The 16460-nt window shown below is 47.5% G+C and carries 17 protein-coding genes; 10 read left to right on the forward strand and 7 right to left on the reverse strand.

Annotated elements, in window-relative coordinates; translation table 11 throughout:
- From thiD to hslV, 3 genes are all read right to left on the reverse strand, one after another.
- A partial coding sequence (gene thiD, locus V5T57_RS17955) for a bifunctional hydroxymethylpyrimidine kinase/phosphomethylpyrimidine kinase (protein WP_332892635.1) occupies positions 1–777 on the reverse strand: 777 nt, incomplete at its 3' end.
- A gap of 297 nt (positions 778–1074) precedes the next feature.
- Complete coding sequence (gene hslU / locus V5T57_RS17960; RefSeq protein ID WP_332892636.1) at positions 1075–2460, reverse strand: ATP-dependent protease ATPase subunit HslU; 1386 nt, start codon at positions 2458–2460, stop codon at positions 1075–1077.
- 2 nt (positions 2461–2462) lie between these two features.
- Entirely contained in the window at positions 2463–2999 is a 537-nt protein-coding gene (gene hslV, locus V5T57_RS17965) for an ATP-dependent protease subunit HslV (RefSeq protein ID WP_332892637.1), read from the reverse strand.
- A 151-nt stretch (positions 3000–3150) separates the two neighbouring features.
- Between hslV and V5T57_RS17970 the strand changes: the two genes are divergently transcribed.
- From V5T57_RS17970 to V5T57_RS17980, 3 genes are read left to right on the forward strand one after another with little or no spacing between them, the layout of a single operon-like run.
- On the forward strand, positions 3151–3393 hold the full coding sequence (locus V5T57_RS17970; protein WP_332892638.1) for a hypothetical protein: 243 nt from the start codon (positions 3151–3153) through the stop codon (positions 3391–3393).
- 12 nt (positions 3394–3405) lie between these two features.
- Positions 3406–4149: an arginyltransferase gene (locus V5T57_RS17975; protein WP_332892639.1), complete on the forward strand. Its 744-nt coding sequence runs from the start codon at positions 3406–3408 to the stop codon at positions 4147–4149.
- 48 nt (positions 4150–4197) lie between these two features.
- The gene (locus tag V5T57_RS17980) at positions 4198–5073 is read left to right on the forward strand and encodes an FkbM family methyltransferase (RefSeq protein WP_332892640.1); all 876 of its coding nucleotides are present in this window, start codon (positions 4198–4200) and stop codon (positions 5071–5073) included.
- Positions 5074–5132: 59 nt separating this feature from the next.
- Here the strand turns inward: V5T57_RS17980 and coaE are convergent, their stop codons facing one another.
- The 4 genes from coaE to V5T57_RS18000 all read right to left on the reverse strand — a co-directional run bounded on the left by coaE (position 5133) and on the right by V5T57_RS18000 (position 8538).
- Positions 5133–5795: a dephospho-CoA kinase gene (gene coaE / locus V5T57_RS17985; protein ID WP_332892641.1), complete on the reverse strand. Its 663-nt coding sequence runs from the start codon at positions 5793–5795 to the stop codon at positions 5133–5135.
- 1 nt (position 5796) lies between these two features.
- Positions 5797–6594, reverse strand: coding sequence for a prepilin peptidase (locus V5T57_RS17990; protein WP_332892642.1), 798 nt, complete (start codon positions 6592–6594; stop codon positions 5797–5799).
- Between the two features lie 309 nt (positions 6595–6903).
- Positions 6904–7764 carry a shikimate dehydrogenase gene (locus V5T57_RS17995; RefSeq protein WP_332892643.1) on the reverse strand — a complete coding sequence of 287 codons (861 nt, stop codon included), beginning with the start codon at positions 7762–7764 and terminating at the stop codon, positions 6904–6906.
- A gap of 15 nt (positions 7765–7779) precedes the next feature.
- Positions 7780–8538 (reverse strand): Nif3-like dinuclear metal center hexameric protein, encoded by a 759-nt coding sequence (locus V5T57_RS18000; protein ID WP_332892644.1) that lies wholly within the window; start codon positions 8536–8538, stop codon positions 7780–7782.
- A gap of 122 nt (positions 8539–8660) precedes the next feature.
- Here V5T57_RS18000 and V5T57_RS18005 point away from each other — a divergent pair, with 122 nt between their 5' ends.
- The 7 genes from V5T57_RS18005 (at position 8661) to V5T57_RS18035 (ending at position 16400) form a co-directional block, all read left to right on the forward strand.
- The gene (locus tag V5T57_RS18005) at positions 8661–9791 is read left to right on the forward strand and encodes a hypothetical protein (protein WP_332892645.1); all 1131 of its coding nucleotides are present in this window, start codon (positions 8661–8663) and stop codon (positions 9789–9791) included.
- 403 nt (positions 9792–10194) lie between these two features.
- Positions 10195–11265, forward strand: a complete 1071-nt coding sequence (hemE, locus tag V5T57_RS18010) for a uroporphyrinogen decarboxylase (protein ID WP_332892646.1) — start codon at positions 10195–10197, stop codon at positions 11263–11265.
- Positions 11265–12671, forward strand: coding sequence for an oxygen-independent coproporphyrinogen III oxidase (hemN, locus tag V5T57_RS18015; RefSeq protein WP_332892647.1), 1407 nt, complete (start codon positions 11265–11267; stop codon positions 12669–12671). The genes hemE and hemN overlap by 1 nt, the downstream gene beginning before the upstream one ends.
- Positions 12672–12968: 297 nt before the next feature.
- Positions 12969–14351 carry a protoporphyrinogen oxidase gene (gene hemG, locus V5T57_RS18020; protein ID WP_332892648.1) on the forward strand — a complete coding sequence of 461 codons (1383 nt, stop codon included), beginning with the start codon at positions 12969–12971 and terminating at the stop codon, positions 14349–14351.
- Positions 14351–15067 (forward strand): DNA polymerase III subunit epsilon, encoded by a 717-nt coding sequence (dnaQ, locus tag V5T57_RS18025; RefSeq protein WP_332892649.1) that lies wholly within the window; start codon positions 14351–14353, stop codon positions 15065–15067. Before hemG ends, dnaQ begins: the two co-directional genes overlap by 1 nt.
- 43 nt (positions 15068–15110) lie before the next feature.
- Positions 15111–15662 carry a c-type cytochrome gene (locus V5T57_RS18030; RefSeq protein ID WP_332892650.1) on the forward strand — a complete coding sequence of 184 codons (552 nt, stop codon included), beginning with the start codon at positions 15111–15113 and terminating at the stop codon, positions 15660–15662.
- Between the two features lie 99 nt (positions 15663–15761).
- Entirely contained in the window at positions 15762–16400 is a 639-nt protein-coding gene (locus V5T57_RS18035; RefSeq protein ID WP_332892651.1) for a type II secretion system protein, read from the forward strand.
- Positions 16401–16460: the final 60 nt, after the last annotated feature.

Genomic DNA, 16460 nt, shown 5'->3' on the forward strand with positions numbered 1-16460 from the left:
ATGACCCAAAAAATATTGCCCATGCCCCAACTTTATACGGCGGTGTATGGCCTGTCGTACATAGGCAATACCCGCCTCCACAGCCATAACCTTATCCAACCCTTTGGCCACCCCAACCGCCACGGCTGAAGCCAACGTACAGCCGGTGCCATGAAAGCCCTGCTGATCTTCAATTCTTTCATTCACCCAACGTTTGAGAGTAGATCCATACACCAAGGTATCCACCACTTGGTCTCCCGCCAAATGACCACCCGTTAGTACCACACCTTCACACCCCAGCCCCATAAGATGCCGAGCCAAAGGTTCAAGGTCTGCAACTCCACTGACCGGCATGTTTCCACTTAGGCGCACCGCTTCATCCAAATTAGGGGTTATCAGCTGACAGCGGGGTAATAGGTTTTCCACAAAGTGCGCCACATCTTCATCCGCCAGCAAAGCCCCCCCGGCGGAGCCCCTGAGTACGGTATCTGCCACCACAGGGATATCAGGATAGTCCATCAGCACATGACATACGGCCTCAACCACCTCACGGTTACCCAACATACCCAGCTTAATGGCTTTAATCGGCATATCCGAAAGGACAGCCTGCATCTGGGCCGCCACCAAAGCACCTGAAACGGGATGCACCTGTGAAACCTGAACACTGTTCTGTACCGTAATGGCAGTTACCACACTGGCACCATAGCCCCCCAATGCTGCAATGGTCTTAAGATCGGCCTGTAGACCAGCTCCGGCACAAGGGTCAGACCCAGCAATGGTCATCACGGTAGGAAGCATAAAAATAACCTCTTGTTGGTGCTATGGACGCTCCATCTCTCATCCCAAATAGTGACGGTAGAATAAAGCGGTGATCTGTCTAAGGGCTTGTATCTCAACAAGCTTATACTTTGAAATTAATCATGCATCATTCGATCGTTATGATGCCATACCCCACCATAAACAAGCCCTAACCACCGAGGTTTAATGGTTATAAAAAGGAGATTGCTTACGCGCACTCTCGGTGAAAAACAAAAAAAGCTGCTAAAAGGCTCTGTATGGCCTCTCAGCAGCTTTTTAATGTCAAACCATCCTGGGCTACAGAATAAAGCGGGAAAGATCCTCATCAGCCGCCAGATCACTGAGTTGATCATTTACGTAGGCTGCATTGATCACCACTTTTTCACCACCGCGGTCTGGCGCACTGAAGGATAGCTCATCCAACAGCTTCTCCATCACCGTATGTAAGCGACGTGCACCAATGTTCTCGGCTGTCTCATTCACACGGGTTGCGATTTCTGCCAACGCCTCAATACCATCCTCAGTAAAGTCCAGATCAATCTTTTCCACACCCATTAATGCAGCATACTGACGGGTTAAAGCGTTCTCTGGTTCGGTCAAAATACGGACAAACTCACCTTGACCCAGGCTATTAAGCTCCACACGGATCGGCAGACGACCTTGGAGTTCTGGTAATAGATCCGAAGGTTTAGCTAACTGAAAAGCCCCCGAAGCAATAAACAGAATATGGTCACTTTTGACCATGCCATACTTGGTGGATACCGTTGTACCCTCTACCAAAGGCAGTAGATCACGTTGTACCCCCTCACGGGAGACATCACCACCACGCATCTCTGAACCACGGGCACACACCTTGTCCAGCTCATCCAAAAAGACAATACCCGACTGCTCCACACGCTCAATGGCTGTCTGCTGTACCGATTCCTGATCCACCAATTTACCTGCTTCCTCTTCCGTCAGCAGTTTCATGGCATCTCCCACCCGAACCCGGCGGGTTTTGGTACGGCCACCCATCAAGCCACCCAACATATCCTGAAGGTTTATCCCCTCCATCCCCTGAGGTGTAATAACCTCCATCATGGGTGTGCTGTGCTGCTCTTTGAGATCAATTTCCACTTCACGATCATCCAGTTTGCCCTCGCGAAGCATCTTTCGCATCTTCTGGCGGCTCTCCTTCTGCTGCGTGGTGGGCTCGGGCTTGTCGGGTTCACTCTCCATCTGTCCAAACAGACCAAACCCCCCAGCAGCATTGGTCGATTGCGTACTGGGTAGTGGCAAAAGAATATCCAACAAACGCTCTTCAGCCAGATCTTCAGCTTGGTGTTGGACCTTAGTTTTAGCCTCTTCGGTGACCATTTTCAGGGCCATTTCCACCAGGTCCCGAATGATCGACTCCACATCCCGCCCGACATAGCCTACCTCGGTAAATTTGGTGGCCTCAACCTTGATAAAAGGTGCACGGGCCAGCTTGGCCAGTCGACGGGCAATTTCGGTTTTACCCACACCTGTGGGACCGATCATTAGAATATTTTTAGGGTAAACCTCTTCACGCATCTCTTCCGATAACCGTTGTCGACGCCAGCGGTTACGCAGGGCGATGGCCACGGCCCGTTTAGCCATGTTTTGGCCAATGATGTAACGATCCAACTCCGAAACAATCTCACGGGGGGTAAATTCAGACATGATTATTCGCTACCCAGCTCTTCTATGGTCAGATTATCGTTGGTAAAGACACAGATCTCCGCCGCCACTAACAGACTGCTCTGCACAATCTCACGGGGATTAAGCTCTGTATGCCGTAGCAGAGCACGGGCCGATGCCAAAGCATAAGGTCCACCTGAACCAATGGAGATAACCCCTTCTTCAGGTTCCAAGACATCACCGGTACCGGAGATTAACAGGCTGCTGTGCTCATCTGCCACAGCCAACATCGCCTCCAAGCGGCGTAAAACACGATCAGTACGCCAATCTTTGGCCATCTCCACAGCAGCTCGGGTAAGATTACCCCCATGTTTGGCCAGTTTTCCTTCAAACCGTTCAAACAATGTGAATGCATCAGCTGTCGATCCGGCAAAACCAGCCAGAACCTTACCATCTGACATGGATCTAACCTTACGAGCGTTGGATTTGGCCACGGTGTTGCCGATGGAGACTTGACCGTCCCCGCCCATCACCACATGACGACCCCGACGCACACTTAGAATGGTGGTGCCTTTGAACAAAGCGGATACTCCCTGTATCTTAATACGAAAACAAAAACGGTATAGGGCTGCATGGTGCCCCGTGACGCGTGGGAATGCAAGCACACCACTGTCGACAGCAGCTTTAACTTAAAACAATAAACTTGCAAAAATGGTATAGGAGAAGGAACTGGTGACCGATCAAGAGATGAAAGATCGAATCCTGGCGCTGCTGACCCCAAAAAATGTAGAGGATGGAACGCACGTCATGGCCTATACTATGTTCTATCGGAAGCTGTTTGGCCGTAAGCCCAACTCAGAAAACGAGCAACGTGTACAACGTATGCTTGATGAGCTGGAAGCTGAAGGTAGGATCACCCGTTATCCAGACATTGGTGTGGCCGAACCACCCTATGTACTCGCTAACGTAAGTTAAAGTGGTTTACTTATGACTGGCATGTCACGTATTGACGCATCAGCTCAACGTTTGGATCTACTGCTCACGCCCCCTCATGCATGCAGTTATCTGGATGATCATGAAGCAGCAATCCTCTTTGTTGAGCCCAGCCTACCCATGAATGCTCCCCTCTATGAGCATTTGATGGAACGTGGTTTTCGTCGCAGTAGCGAACATGTCTATCGCCCCTACTGTGCCCAATGCGACTCCTGTGTATCCGTACGTATACCTGTTGATCGTTTTCGGATGACACGCAGTATGCGGCGTATCTGGAAACGCAATGCCGACCTAACCATAGAGTCAGCAGCGCCAACCCACCGGGAAGAGTGGTTTCAGCTCTACCGCCGTTATTTGGCCTCCCGCCATGCAGGTGGGCCTATGGATGATCCACAACCCAGCCAGTTTATGGAGTTTCTCAACGCCTCCTGGTCCCGTACCCGGTTTGTCGAGTTCCGGTTGAAGGGCCGCTTAATCATGGTGGCTGTGGTGGATGATCAACCCAAGAGTTTATCCGCGGTTTATACCTTTTTTGATCCAGATGAGAGTGCCCGCAGTCCTGGTACTTACGCCATTTTATGGCAGATTGAAGAAGCCAAAAAAGAAAAACAGCCTTGGGTTTATCTGGGTTACTGGATTAAACAGTCACCCAAAATGCGCTATAAGGCTCGGTTCCAGCCATTGGAGGGATATAGAGACCGTCGTTGGCGGGATCTGACCTCTGAGGAGTTGGCTTAACATTTTTTTAAAACCTCCTCAGAAAATGTGGTGTAAGGAATCGATTTAATGTCTATTCGCCAAGGTTTGTTAAATGCTTATGGTGTTTCGAAAAGTGGATTTGATCTAAGAAGTCAAACGATTCTGTTTTTAATCTATCTACACGGCAGCATCAACCACAACAAGTGGAAATATACTGAAAAATTCATTCGCTCATATATTGACTTTGTTAAAAGTGGGCCTCTTTTAACCATAAAAGTAAAATCCTTCCAAAATGGTCGCTTAATAAGTGCGCCCTTTCAATTTAGAGCACACAATTTTTATGATTACCAATCCATTTCTGAATGTTTTGGTAGCATGTATAGCATGAGTACAATCGATATCAGTGATATGGAGTACTTGATAGATGCAGGGGGTAATATTGGTGCTTTTACACGCTCTTTTTTAGAGTCTGATCATTCATTCAAAGAAGTTGTTCTGGTTGAGCCTGATCCAGATAATTATACCATTATGTGCCACAACACCGCTTTCATAGAACATAGCGCATGTATTCAGGCCGCCCTGGATAATAAAAAAGGGGAGGCTGTCTTTTCTAAATCCCACGCCAATATGGGTCATTTATCCGATATTGACATGCCAGTTTCTAGCAGTGAGTCCTTTACGGTTAAAACAGAGACCCTGTCTGACATCATACCCGCTTCATTTGATCTTGATAAAACCGTGTTGAAACTGGATATAGAAGGTGCAGAATATTCTGTTTTACCAGAGTTTTTTCAACATAAAATTTATCCAAAATACATTATTGGCGAAATTCATACTTATCTAAAAAGTCATGGGGATCAACTGATAGATCTTATAAAAAGTCATGGATATCAGGTTGATGTCGAAATCACACGGGATCATCCCGATGCCGCCATTCAGTTTTACGCACGCCGCACAGTCTAAACATAGCCTTTGTTTGACCGACAACGCTTCCATAATAGACTTAAAAACCAACCAATCCCTTAGTATCCGTATTTATGCCAACCGTCAGGCCAGGCCTCCCCTGCCCCACTTTTGGCACCTACTAAGGCCATACGCCACAACTTATCCACCTGCTTTTGGGTCTCTTCAATATCCCCTGTATTCCAGATGATCCAATCCCCCCGTTTAATTTTGTCCTCTTCCGGCATCTGCTGGGCAATAATCCGCTTTTTTATCTCATCACTCATACCATGGCGGCTCTGCAGTCGAGACCACTGTTGATCGCCACAGGCCACCACCACAGCCATATCACACCGCCCTTCCCCATGGGTTTCAAATAAAAGGGGAACATCCATCACCACGACGGTTTCGGGCCGTTCCTCAGCCATTTTACTTAAAAATTTACCCTGCATACGCCAGACATAAGGATGAACAATACCTTCCAGATCTTTACGTGCTTGATCGTCGGCAAAAACAATCTGTCCCAATTTACGTCGATCCAAGGGACGTAAAGCTTCAGACCCTTCCGTTAAAACATCCACCCCAAAACGGTCAATCACAGCTTGCCACTGTGTGGTTCCTGGTTCTAATGCCTCCCGAGCAAAATGGTCAGAGTCCAACAAATGTGCGCCATGCTCCACCAACATGGCCGAAACCGTACTCTTACCACTACCAATGGATCCCGTTAATCCCAACAGATACATATTAACTCCCAACCATCCACGACAGATAAGCCTGCCGAAACGCTTCATTCAAAAACAGATAGATCCAAGCCATTAAAGCCAAGAAAGGCCCAAACGGTATACGTGTTTGCCGATCTCGTCCAGCAATGATTAACCAGGATCCACCCATCAACGCACCCATCAAGGCAGAACCAAATAGGATAAAATAGAGCGATTGCCAACCCATCCAGGCCCCAAAGACAGCCACCAGTTTGACATCACCCAAACCCATCGCCACACGACCGGTGAAGCGATACCACACCTCAATGAGCAACAACAGGCCACCTGCGCCGCCAATAACACCCAAGACAGCATCCATAAATGTAGGAAAAGGTGTGCCTAAAATGGGTAACCCACTACAAATAAGCCCAATAATCAACAGTGGGTAGGTAATCATATCAGGTAATATCTGATTTTCCATATCTATTGCAGAGAGGGTTAATAAAGCCAACCCAAACAACAGAATAAGCCAACCCTCTGCTGTTAGCCCAAAACGATAAATCGCCATAACACCAAGCAAACCGCCAAGTAGCTCCATCAGGGGGTAGCGCCAATGAATGGAGGTTTGGCAGTAAGCACAACGGCCACGTAACCAAAGCCAACTTAGAATGGGAATGTTGTAATACCAGTGAAGGCTCTGTTTACAGACAGGACAGTGGGATGGTGGTGTAGAGATATTCTCTTTACGGGGAATACGGTGAACACAGACATTGAGGAAACTACCAATGACCAAGCCAATGATCAAAGCGGTGGTCAAATCAAACCAAAGAATAGAGGTCAATGGTAAGCTCCCTGGTGAAAAAGAGGTTTATTACTAACTATTCAATATTAAATAAAGAAGATTGTAGAATAAAAAGGTGCTGTGGATAAGTGGAATAACGATGTTAACTCATTTTAAGGGAAGATTTTTTTCAAGGTCATTGGATGGGAATAAATGGGTTAGAAGCATGTTCTGAAATTGTGAATAAGAGAGAACCTACCTATAAAAAGGAGGGTTATCCACAAAGAGCAGAGGTCTGTAAAAAGGGGTTTTTCACAGGGGGCTGTGGATAACTTTTATTTCTCTTAAAACATGATTTAAAGGTATGATTTATTGGCGTAAAGCATTTTCAACAAGGTCAATAGGCATGCTTTGGCCAGTCCAGAGTTCAAATGCTGCTGCCCCTTGGTGAATCAACATGGGTAGCCCATCCTGACCGCCCAGTTTATGCAAGACCGCAGACCTCAACAAAGGTGTTGGTTTGGCGCCATAAACAATATCACTGATAAAAGCGTGGTGGTTGAGCCTAGCGGTATTGATAAAGGGAATGGTTTCCCCTTTAAGCCCCATACTGGTGGTGTTGACCAGTAAATCGCAGGACTCCAAGGGTAATTGATCTGCCTGAGTGGGGGCTGCTAAGAGTTCAGTATCTTGTGCATAGGGCTGCATAGACTCAATCAGTGCTTGTGCCCGCTCAATGGTACGGTTCACGATAATAATACGGGCTGCTTTGGCTTTTAAAAGACCATAAAGAATGGCTCGAGCAGCGCCACCTGCACCTAAAATAATGGCCGTTAACCCCGCTAAGTCACTGCGCCAAGCCTCTTTTAGTCCCGTCACAAAACCATAACTATCGGTATTATGGCCAATTAATCGACCTGAATCCTCAATCACAACGGTATTAACCGCACCAATACGTTCTGCCTCTTCCGTTAATTCATCCATAAGAGGAAGTAGCATCTCTTTATGGGGAATGGTGGCATTAAAGCCACGCATACCCATAACCGCAAACCCCCGTACCGCAGCCTCTAGATTATCCGGTTTGACCGGTAGAGCCATATAGCGGTAGTTGAGTTTGCGATGGCGTAGTGCCAGATTGTGCATTTTTGGTGAGAGAGAGTGAGTAACAGGGTCTCCAATAACCGCTAAAAGCCGGGTCTCACCATCAATATTCCAGGGACTACGAAGCATCGTATTTATCAACCTTTAGATAGGGTTGGGGATATCAATAAAGGAGTGTTCTAGGTCAAACTTATCAGCCAAAGTTTCCCCTAGGGCCTGTACACCAAACATCTCAGTACGGTGGTGGCCAGCCGCGACAAAGTGGATACCCATCTCACGGGCAACATGGTAAACCGGTTCAGAGGCTTCACCGGTTAAAAAGAGATCTGCTCCAGCAGCCACCGCTTCATGAATTAACTCAGGTGCACCACCACTGCAAACAGCCACTTTATGGATTCGCTTTGGTCCACTCTCTAAAAACAGCGCTTCTCCACCAAAAACCTGTTCCAAACGACGTTTGACCTGCTCGACACTTAATGTATCGTTCCAACGCCCTATTCGGGAGAGGGCACTACCTTTGTATTGCCCAAAAGGTTCACCTGGATCAAGCTGCAAGCGTTTGAGAATTTGGGCATTATTGCCTAGCTCTGGATGCATGTCCAGGGGCAGATGAAAACCCATTAAGGTAATGTCATGTTCCAAAAGCAGTTTTAGACGTGCTTTGAGCATCCCCTCCACAACTCTGGAATCCTTATTCCAGAACAGACCATGATGGGTCACAATCAGCTGTGCCCCAACAGCCACGGCGGCTTCAAACAGAGCTTGGCAGGCTGATACACCGGTAACAACCCGTGTGATGGTATCGGAACCACGTACCTGTACACCATTCGGACAGTAGTCTGTTATACGATCACTCTCCAGAGTTTCACGTAGATAGTTTTCAATTTCACTTAAGTTAGCCATAAATTTCATCAATCCTTGTTCAAAACGATTTTCTCTGTTTCAATAGTATAGCTCTGCAGGTCCCTATTAAAAGACCTTCTGGACCGCCTCCCCCATTTACCTGCTAGGGAGTTGTCTTGCCCATGACCATACAACGGGAAATGTTCCGTATTGACCCTAACCCAGATATCAAACGGGTACTGGAAGCGGACTCCTATTGGTTGGCCCGACAGCAAATTATTAAAGATCTTATTCAGCATACCCTTATCGATACCTATCACAAGTTTCGAAAAGCAAGGGAGCCCTACCCTTTTGTTGTGCGTTCTTCTTTGCGCCCCGGTTCTGTGATCACATCCAAAGAGTATAAGCTACACAACAGTGCCTTGGTGGTGCTGTTGGCGGACACCATGCCAGCCAAGCTTCGTAAACATTTTCGCTGTCGTTTAGGTAACCGGGTTGTCAAAAAGAACATTGCGGCTGTGGCACCAGATCTACCGGGCCTAGAGGATTATGATAATGCCTGGCGGGATGTACACCATGATGGTTTTTCTAAACTCATGCGTATGCTGCTGCCGTTGGACTTTGCTTTGCTGGTACAGCTTAACGATGAAGATGACCGCTACCAGTTTACAAACTTCCACGTAAAAATTGAACGACTTCTGGATATGGCCTTACGTACGATGGGTCATCATTTGAACTATCTGGAACGGGGTCTCTATGAGCAAGGAGAGACCTTTATTGATCAGTTTGAGCGCAAATTTTTTGAATATTTTAACTATTACCACAATGCTGCTGGGCGTCGTGGGGCCAGTGCATTAGCCGCGCAAATTTTGGCCATGGATCAGCAGGAAGCCACTATTTTTAGTACCTCACAACAGGATCGGCGACTGACCCTTCTAACCACCTATAACGACAGTTGTGATCTAAAAATTGAACAGTATGTGCTGATATCTTTGGAACCTGATGAGGTTAAAGCCCTTAAAGTTTGGGGAAAAGATGCAGGTTTGGATATTCGTAACCACTATTTGGTCAATCCTCAGAGTGCCCATCCCATTGCAGTGATGCGCCTAACCTACCAACACACTGAAGCAGCCCAACCGAGTAAGGATGGCAAACTGCGAGAACTTAATGTTCGGGAACGTTGGATCCGCCTGACCGAAGAGGTCATTATCCCGATGCATCCTGATGCCCAGGCCTGTATTGGCTATCCTGTGGCTTATCGGAAAGATGGCTCTGAAGTGGATGGAAAATCCTGTCCTCTACCAAGCAAGTAAGGTAAATATTTTATCCACAGCCCCCTGTGAATAAAGCCTTTTTCACCAGTTGGTCTATCTGTGTATAACCCTCACTTTTTTTAAAAAACAGATTTGATCCCCTTTTTGTACCTGTGCCATAGGGTTATTTTTTCACAGGCAGGGTGTTTGGCAAGATTCTGATCCAAAAAATCTTTTCAAGGTTTTTCCACTTATCCACAGCACCTTTTTCTAATTCAATTTCTTTTTAATTTAATTAGAAATAATAGTTCACAATCTGACGTCCCTAGAATTGACACTCAGCCCGCCAAATCCGTATAGTCCATAGTCTGACTTTAATCTCTTTCGGCTCGGTTTAGGCCACTTAGGATTATTTGATAATGATAATCCAAGTTTGCCGTGACATTTTTTGTGAAAGCTTCCAATGGAATCCAAACATCGCTTTATCAAAGCCTGCTTACGCCAACCTGTAGATAGCACCCCTATTTGGTTGATGCGCCAAGCAGGTCGTTATCTACCTGAATACCGTAAAACCCGTGCTCAAGCTGGAGACTTTATGTCTCTGTGTAAAAACACGGAACTGGCCACAGAGGTCACCATGCAACCCATCCGTCGTTATGGGTTGGATGCCGCCATTCTCTTTTCCGATATTCTGGTCATTCCCGAAGCGATGGGTATGGATGTACGCTTTGCTACAGGTGAAGGTCCCATTTTAGAACCACCTGTGCGTCGCCATGAGGATATTGAAAATCTTAAAATGACAGATCCAGAAGATACACTGGATTATGTGATGAATGCCGTACGTTCAATCCGTACAGCACTGAATGATGATATTCCATTGATCGGTTTTTCCGGTTCACCTTGGACTCTCGCCACTTACATGGTGGAAGGTGGATCCAGCAAAACGTTCGGTTTGGTCAAAGGTATGCTCTATGATGCACCAGACTCGATGCATCTGCTGTTAGACAAATTGGCGGATATGGTGGCCGATTATCTGAACGCTCAAATTAAAAATGGTGCCCAGGCGGTACAAATTTTTGATACCTGGGGTGGGGTGCTAAGCCAGCCGGTCTTCCGTGAGTTCTCTTTACGCAGTATGAAAGCGGTGGTGGATCGTCTGGACCGTACCAATGCAGCTGGCGAGACCATTCCGGTTATTCTGTTTGCCAAGGGCTGTAATGCCATGGTCGAAGATATTGCCAATACTGGTTGTGATGTTGTGGGTCTGGATTGGACATCAGAAATTGGTCCTATGCGGGAGAAAATTGGCCATAAAGTCGCTCTACAGGGGAATATGGATCCTTCCTTACTGTACGCGTCGCCTGAGCGCATTGCTCAAGGGGCACGGGATATTTTAAAAGCTTTTGGCCCCAACCCTGGTCACATCTTCAACTTGGGTCACGGTATGGCCCCAGATATGAGCCCAGATCATGTGGATGCACTGGTTAAAGCGGTAAAGGAAGAGGGTTTGAAGATCCATCAGGGAGAGTCATAATGAGTTCGCCCATTAGTCAAGTGTGGCAATTTGATCTGGAGTTGATCAATCGCTACAACAAATCGGGCCCCCGTTACACCTCTTATCCCACAGCACCCCACTTTCATGACAAGTTTGGTGCAAAAGAGTATAAGCAGGCGGTGATTCGTTCTCAGGAGAAGGATCCCAATAAGCCCTTATCGCTCTATTTTCATATCCCCTTTTGTGACACCGTCTGTTATTACTGCGCGTGTAATAAGGTGGTTACGCCAGACCGTTCCCGTGCCGCCCGCTACCTGGAGTATCTGCTTCAGGAAGTAGAACGCATGGGTAAGCTGTTTGATCGCAAGCGTGAGGTGGTTCAACTGCATTTGGGTGGTGGAACACCCACCTATTTGAACAATGACCAGTTGCAGCGCTTGTGGGATGCCGTAAACGAAAACTTTAACCTGGTAGATGATGCCCGGGGCGAGTACAGCTTTGAGGCTGATCCCCGTGAACTCCCCGCCGGCTCGGTTGCGGGTCTGCGTAAAATGGGTATGAACCGTATCTCTGTTGGGGTACAGGATCTGGATCCTATTGTACAGAAGGCGGTTAACCGTATTCAGCCGCTGGATCTGACCAAGCGGGTGGTGGATGAAGCTCGGGATTCCGGTTATGCCTCCATCAATGTGGATTTGATTTATGGTCTGCCTTTTCAAAGTGAAAAAGGCTTTGAAGAGACGTTAAAAGCGACCATCAATGATCTGGATCCTGATCGTCTGGCTGTCTTCAACTATGCCCACTTGCCTCAATACTTTATGCCTCAACGGCGTATTGATGATGCCGATCTGCCTTCGCCGGATACCAAACTGAAAATTTTGGAAATGGCAGCCCAGATGTTGGTGGATGCCGGGTATGTTTATATTGGTATGGACCACTTTGCCAAACCGGATGATGAGTTGGCTGTGGCCCAGCGTAATGGGGTACTGCACCGTAACTTCCAGGGGTATACCACCCATGCGGAGTGTGATCTGGTCTCCATGGGGTCAACATCCATCAGCCAAATTGGCAATACCTTTGCGCAGAATGAGAAGGAGCTGGAGCCTTATTATCAGCGTATTGAAGATGGTGATTTGGCCATTTTCAAAGGGTTGGAACTCAGTGATGATGACATGCTGCGCCAAGATGTCATTATGCGCATGATTTGTGATTTCCAGTTGGATCGTGGGTTGATCTCCAAAAAGCATGGTATTGATTTTGATCAGTACTTTGATGTGGAGCAGGAAGATATTAAGCGTATGGTGGAGGAGGGGTTAATTGAGGATGATGGTAACCTGATCCGTTGTACACCAGGTGGCCGTCTGCTCATTCGTAACATCTGCATGACCTTTGATTGGTACCTGCGCAATGCTGAGCAGAAGAAGACCTTCTCCCGTACCATCTAGGTATAGGGTTGAAGGATCGATCGCTGCACAGCACAGTCTGTGACAGATCGCCCGGTAAACAATCTGATTTTCGAAGATTGTTTACCGGGTAGTTAAGGATCATTTTAGCGTGATCAACAGGTATCTACTAACCTATTGATCACGCTAAAAATAGCCTTAGGTGTAAGAGCAAAAAACGGGAGAAGAGTACATGTTTCTTCCCCATCCCCCTCAAACCTTTTCAATAGTAAAACTATAGAAAAGTAAAAAGATCTAACGATTTAGGTAGATCTTTCACCCATCTTGGACACGACTTCTATGACACAAGCATCTCCCATCCTCATTATTGGTGGCGGTATCTCTGGTCTCTCGACGGCATGGTTTCTCCATAAAGCTGGGCATAAGGTTGTGATTTTGGAGTCTCGAGACAGGGTAGGGGGGAATATTCTCACCAGCCATACGCCTGAGGGATACCTGATTGAACATGGTCCCAACTCCACTTTGCAAAAACCTGGGGATGCTGAGGATGCCTTAGGGCGGATTATTGAGGATATGGGATTGGAATCCCGGTTACTGGAGGCCAATCCTCTGGCTGCTCGTCGTTTTGTGATGAAAGGGGGGCAGCTGCATGTACTGCCTACATCTCCCCCTGGTTTTTTGAAAACACCCCTCTTTCCTTTTATGGCCAAACTCCGTTTGGGCTTGGAGCCCTTTATTGGAAAGGGAACCAAAGAGGAGACTATTGCCGAATTTGTCACCCGACGTTTGGGTAAGGCTTTTTTAGATTATGCCATTGAGCCCTTTGTCTCTGGCGTCTATGCCGGTGACCCTAAACAGCTGTCCGTTCGGGCTGCAGTCGCCAAAATTTATGCCCTTGAAGAGAAATATGGATCCCTAATCAAAGGGGCCTTTGCTATGGGTAAAATCCGTAAAGCAGCCGGTATGCCCCGTGGTCGTATGATCTCTTTTGACAAGGGGATGGAGGTTCTACCTGCAGCCATTGCTGAAAAATTACCGGATGGCTGTGTGGAAACCAGTGCGGAAGTGACCGCTCTAACCTCAGTAGGGGATCAGTGGCAGGTACAATGGACGCGGGATGGAAAAAGCCAAACTCTCACCGCCAGTCAGGTGGTTTTGGCCACCCCAGCTCAAGTGACCGCCAAACTGTTACGTCCCATGAGTACAGAAGCTGCAGATCTTCTGGAAGGGATCCGTTATGCCCCGGTTGATTCTGTGGCGTTGGGCTATGAGACAAAAGATGTGGCCCACCCGCTGGATGGATTTGGATTTTTAATTCCCCGTAATGAGAAGGTCACAACCCTGGGTGGACTCTTTTCCACCACCCTGTTTCCTGGTCGGGGGCCGGAAGGTAAGGCTTTGATGACCTGCTTTATTGGTGGTATGACCAATCCCGGTATTGCTGAGTGGTCGGAAGAGGATGTGGCCAAGCAGGTGGATCAGGATATGATGGCTGCCCTGGGGATTAAACAGGGGGCAGAGTATGTGCATATGACCCGCTATAAAACCGCCATTGCCCAATATGAGTTGGGCCATTTGCAGCGGGTAGGGGAGATAGATGAGGCTTTAAAGCCTCTCAAAGGGCTACATTTGCGTGCAAACTGGCGAGATGGGGTCAGTGTATCGGATTGCGTCTTAAACGGTGAGAAGAGCGCTCAGCGTGTTCTAGAGGGTATGTCCTGATGGAAAGATTGATTGTTCTGGATACTGAGACCACCGGTTTTGATCCCAGGGAGGGCCACCGCATTGTTGAAATTGGTTGTGTGGAACTGATCAATATGCGTAAAGGGGAAGAGCGGCAGTGGTACATCAATCCAGAACGGGAGATCCCTGCGGAAGCTACCAAAGTTCATGGTATTACCGATGAAGATGTTGCTGACTGTAAAAAATTCAAAGAGATGTATCATGAGTTTTTAGAGTTTATCGGTGAGGATCAAATGGTGATCCATAATGCCGAGTTTGATATGCGCTTTTTGAATGCGGAGTTAACCCGTCTTAATAAGCGGCTGGTTATGCCGATGGATCGCTCCATTGATACCATTCCGCTGGCCCGACGCAAGTTTCCTGGTTCTACTGTCAATTTGGATGCCTTGTGTAAACGTTTGGGGGTGGATAACTCTGGCCGTACCTTCCACGGTGCATTACTGGATGCTCATCTCCTGGCAGAGGTGTATATCGAGTTGATGGGGGGAAACCAGTTCAGTCTGGAAATGGCTGGGGAAGAGCGTTCTGAGGAGGAGGCTGCCGCACAACAGGTTGCGGAAGAGGCCAGTTCAAAGGAAGGGTTACTCATGGCAGCACGTGACTGGAAGGTCAGTGATGAAAGTATGCAAGCTCATGAAGCCTTTTTGACACTGCTGGACAAAGAGTCTGGTGGGTCTGTGTGGAATAAAAACTAAGGGATTTGATCTCCCTGTTAAGTCTGATGGAGTAAACCAGTTTATGTTACGTCTGTTTATTGTTTTATTCTCCCTGACCTTGAGCTCACAGGCCATGGCCATGCAGTTGTTGGATCCCTGCCGGGCTTGCCATAAGGATAATGGCCAGCCTGTTAATGTAGATACCACCCCCCTGATTGGTAGTCAGAATGTGATGTATATCATGGGGGTATTACAAGATTACGCCATGGGTAAACGGCCCACAGAAGTGGCTGTACATAAAGAGATTCCTCAACAACTTCACATGATGTATGGCGCCCACTACTCTCAGCAACCTTGGGTCAGTCCCTGGCAAGCGGTGGATAATAAACGCGCTGATCGGGGTAAAGAGCTCATTGGTGGCTGTGAACGGTGTCATCGTGAGGGGGGGAAAGTGCAGTATGATGACAACCCCCGTCTGGCGGGTCAGCGTATGGACTATCTACGTCTACGCATGGCACAGTTCCGTAAGGAAGGCCGTACTCCTCCACAGCCTAAAAAAATGCGTAGCTTTATGAAAGAGTTAAGTGATGAACAAATAGAAGATGTCATTCACTTTTATGCAAGAAATCGATAAATAAACAGGTATGAACCGTAGGGTTTTCCACACATGCTTGGGGTCTTGATAAACGTGATATACTGAGGCTAAGTAACACAAGGATTAAGGGGTGCAACCATGGCACAGCACCAATCCAGTCACCAAAAAGCAGAGAGTCAGGGTATCTCTTTGGTTGAGATGCTCATTGGTCTGGTCATTATTGGTGGTTTGTTGGGCATCGTCATGGTGGGGATAGATCTGCAACGGAATGCCGAGAATAAGCGCATCGCTCAGCTTTATATTGGGGGATGGGCCAAAGCTTATAACCACTACTACGAACGTATGGGGATCGTACCGGGAGATCAAAAAAACCAACGCAGTGGGCTAACGAACCTGCCGTTGAGTGCCTCTTTTGCCGAACTGTTTTCCCAGGCAGGTGTGCCCATACCTGTTACCCAGCAGGGGCAACCAGTTAACCGTTACCACTATTTTGATGATCAAGGTAACCCCCACCAATTGCATATCGCTTTTGAGGCGATTACCGTTCCTTCACCTGAGGTGGGTGTGGGTTTGTTGGGCAATGTTATGCGCCTGGAACAGGTATCCCCCCGACTGTTTGCTACTCTTGAAGCTCAGGTGGATGATCAACCCTCACCAAGTGGCGGAGAGCTCCGTTGTCTATCTACCCTGAATATGGCTGAAGATAACCCCATGCGGCTGCGCAATAAGAATAAGGCCCATCATAGCTTTGTTTGCTGGTATAAAATGCGTTTTTAAATCATTTTATGGGGGTTCATTGATGGGTAGTATGGATTAAGTAAACCTTTCCTTTGGCTT

The sequence above is a fragment of the Magnetococcus sp. PR-3 genome (assembly GCF_036689865.1).
Lineage (GTDB): Bacteria > Pseudomonadota > Magnetococcia > Magnetococcales > Magnetococcaceae > Magnetococcus.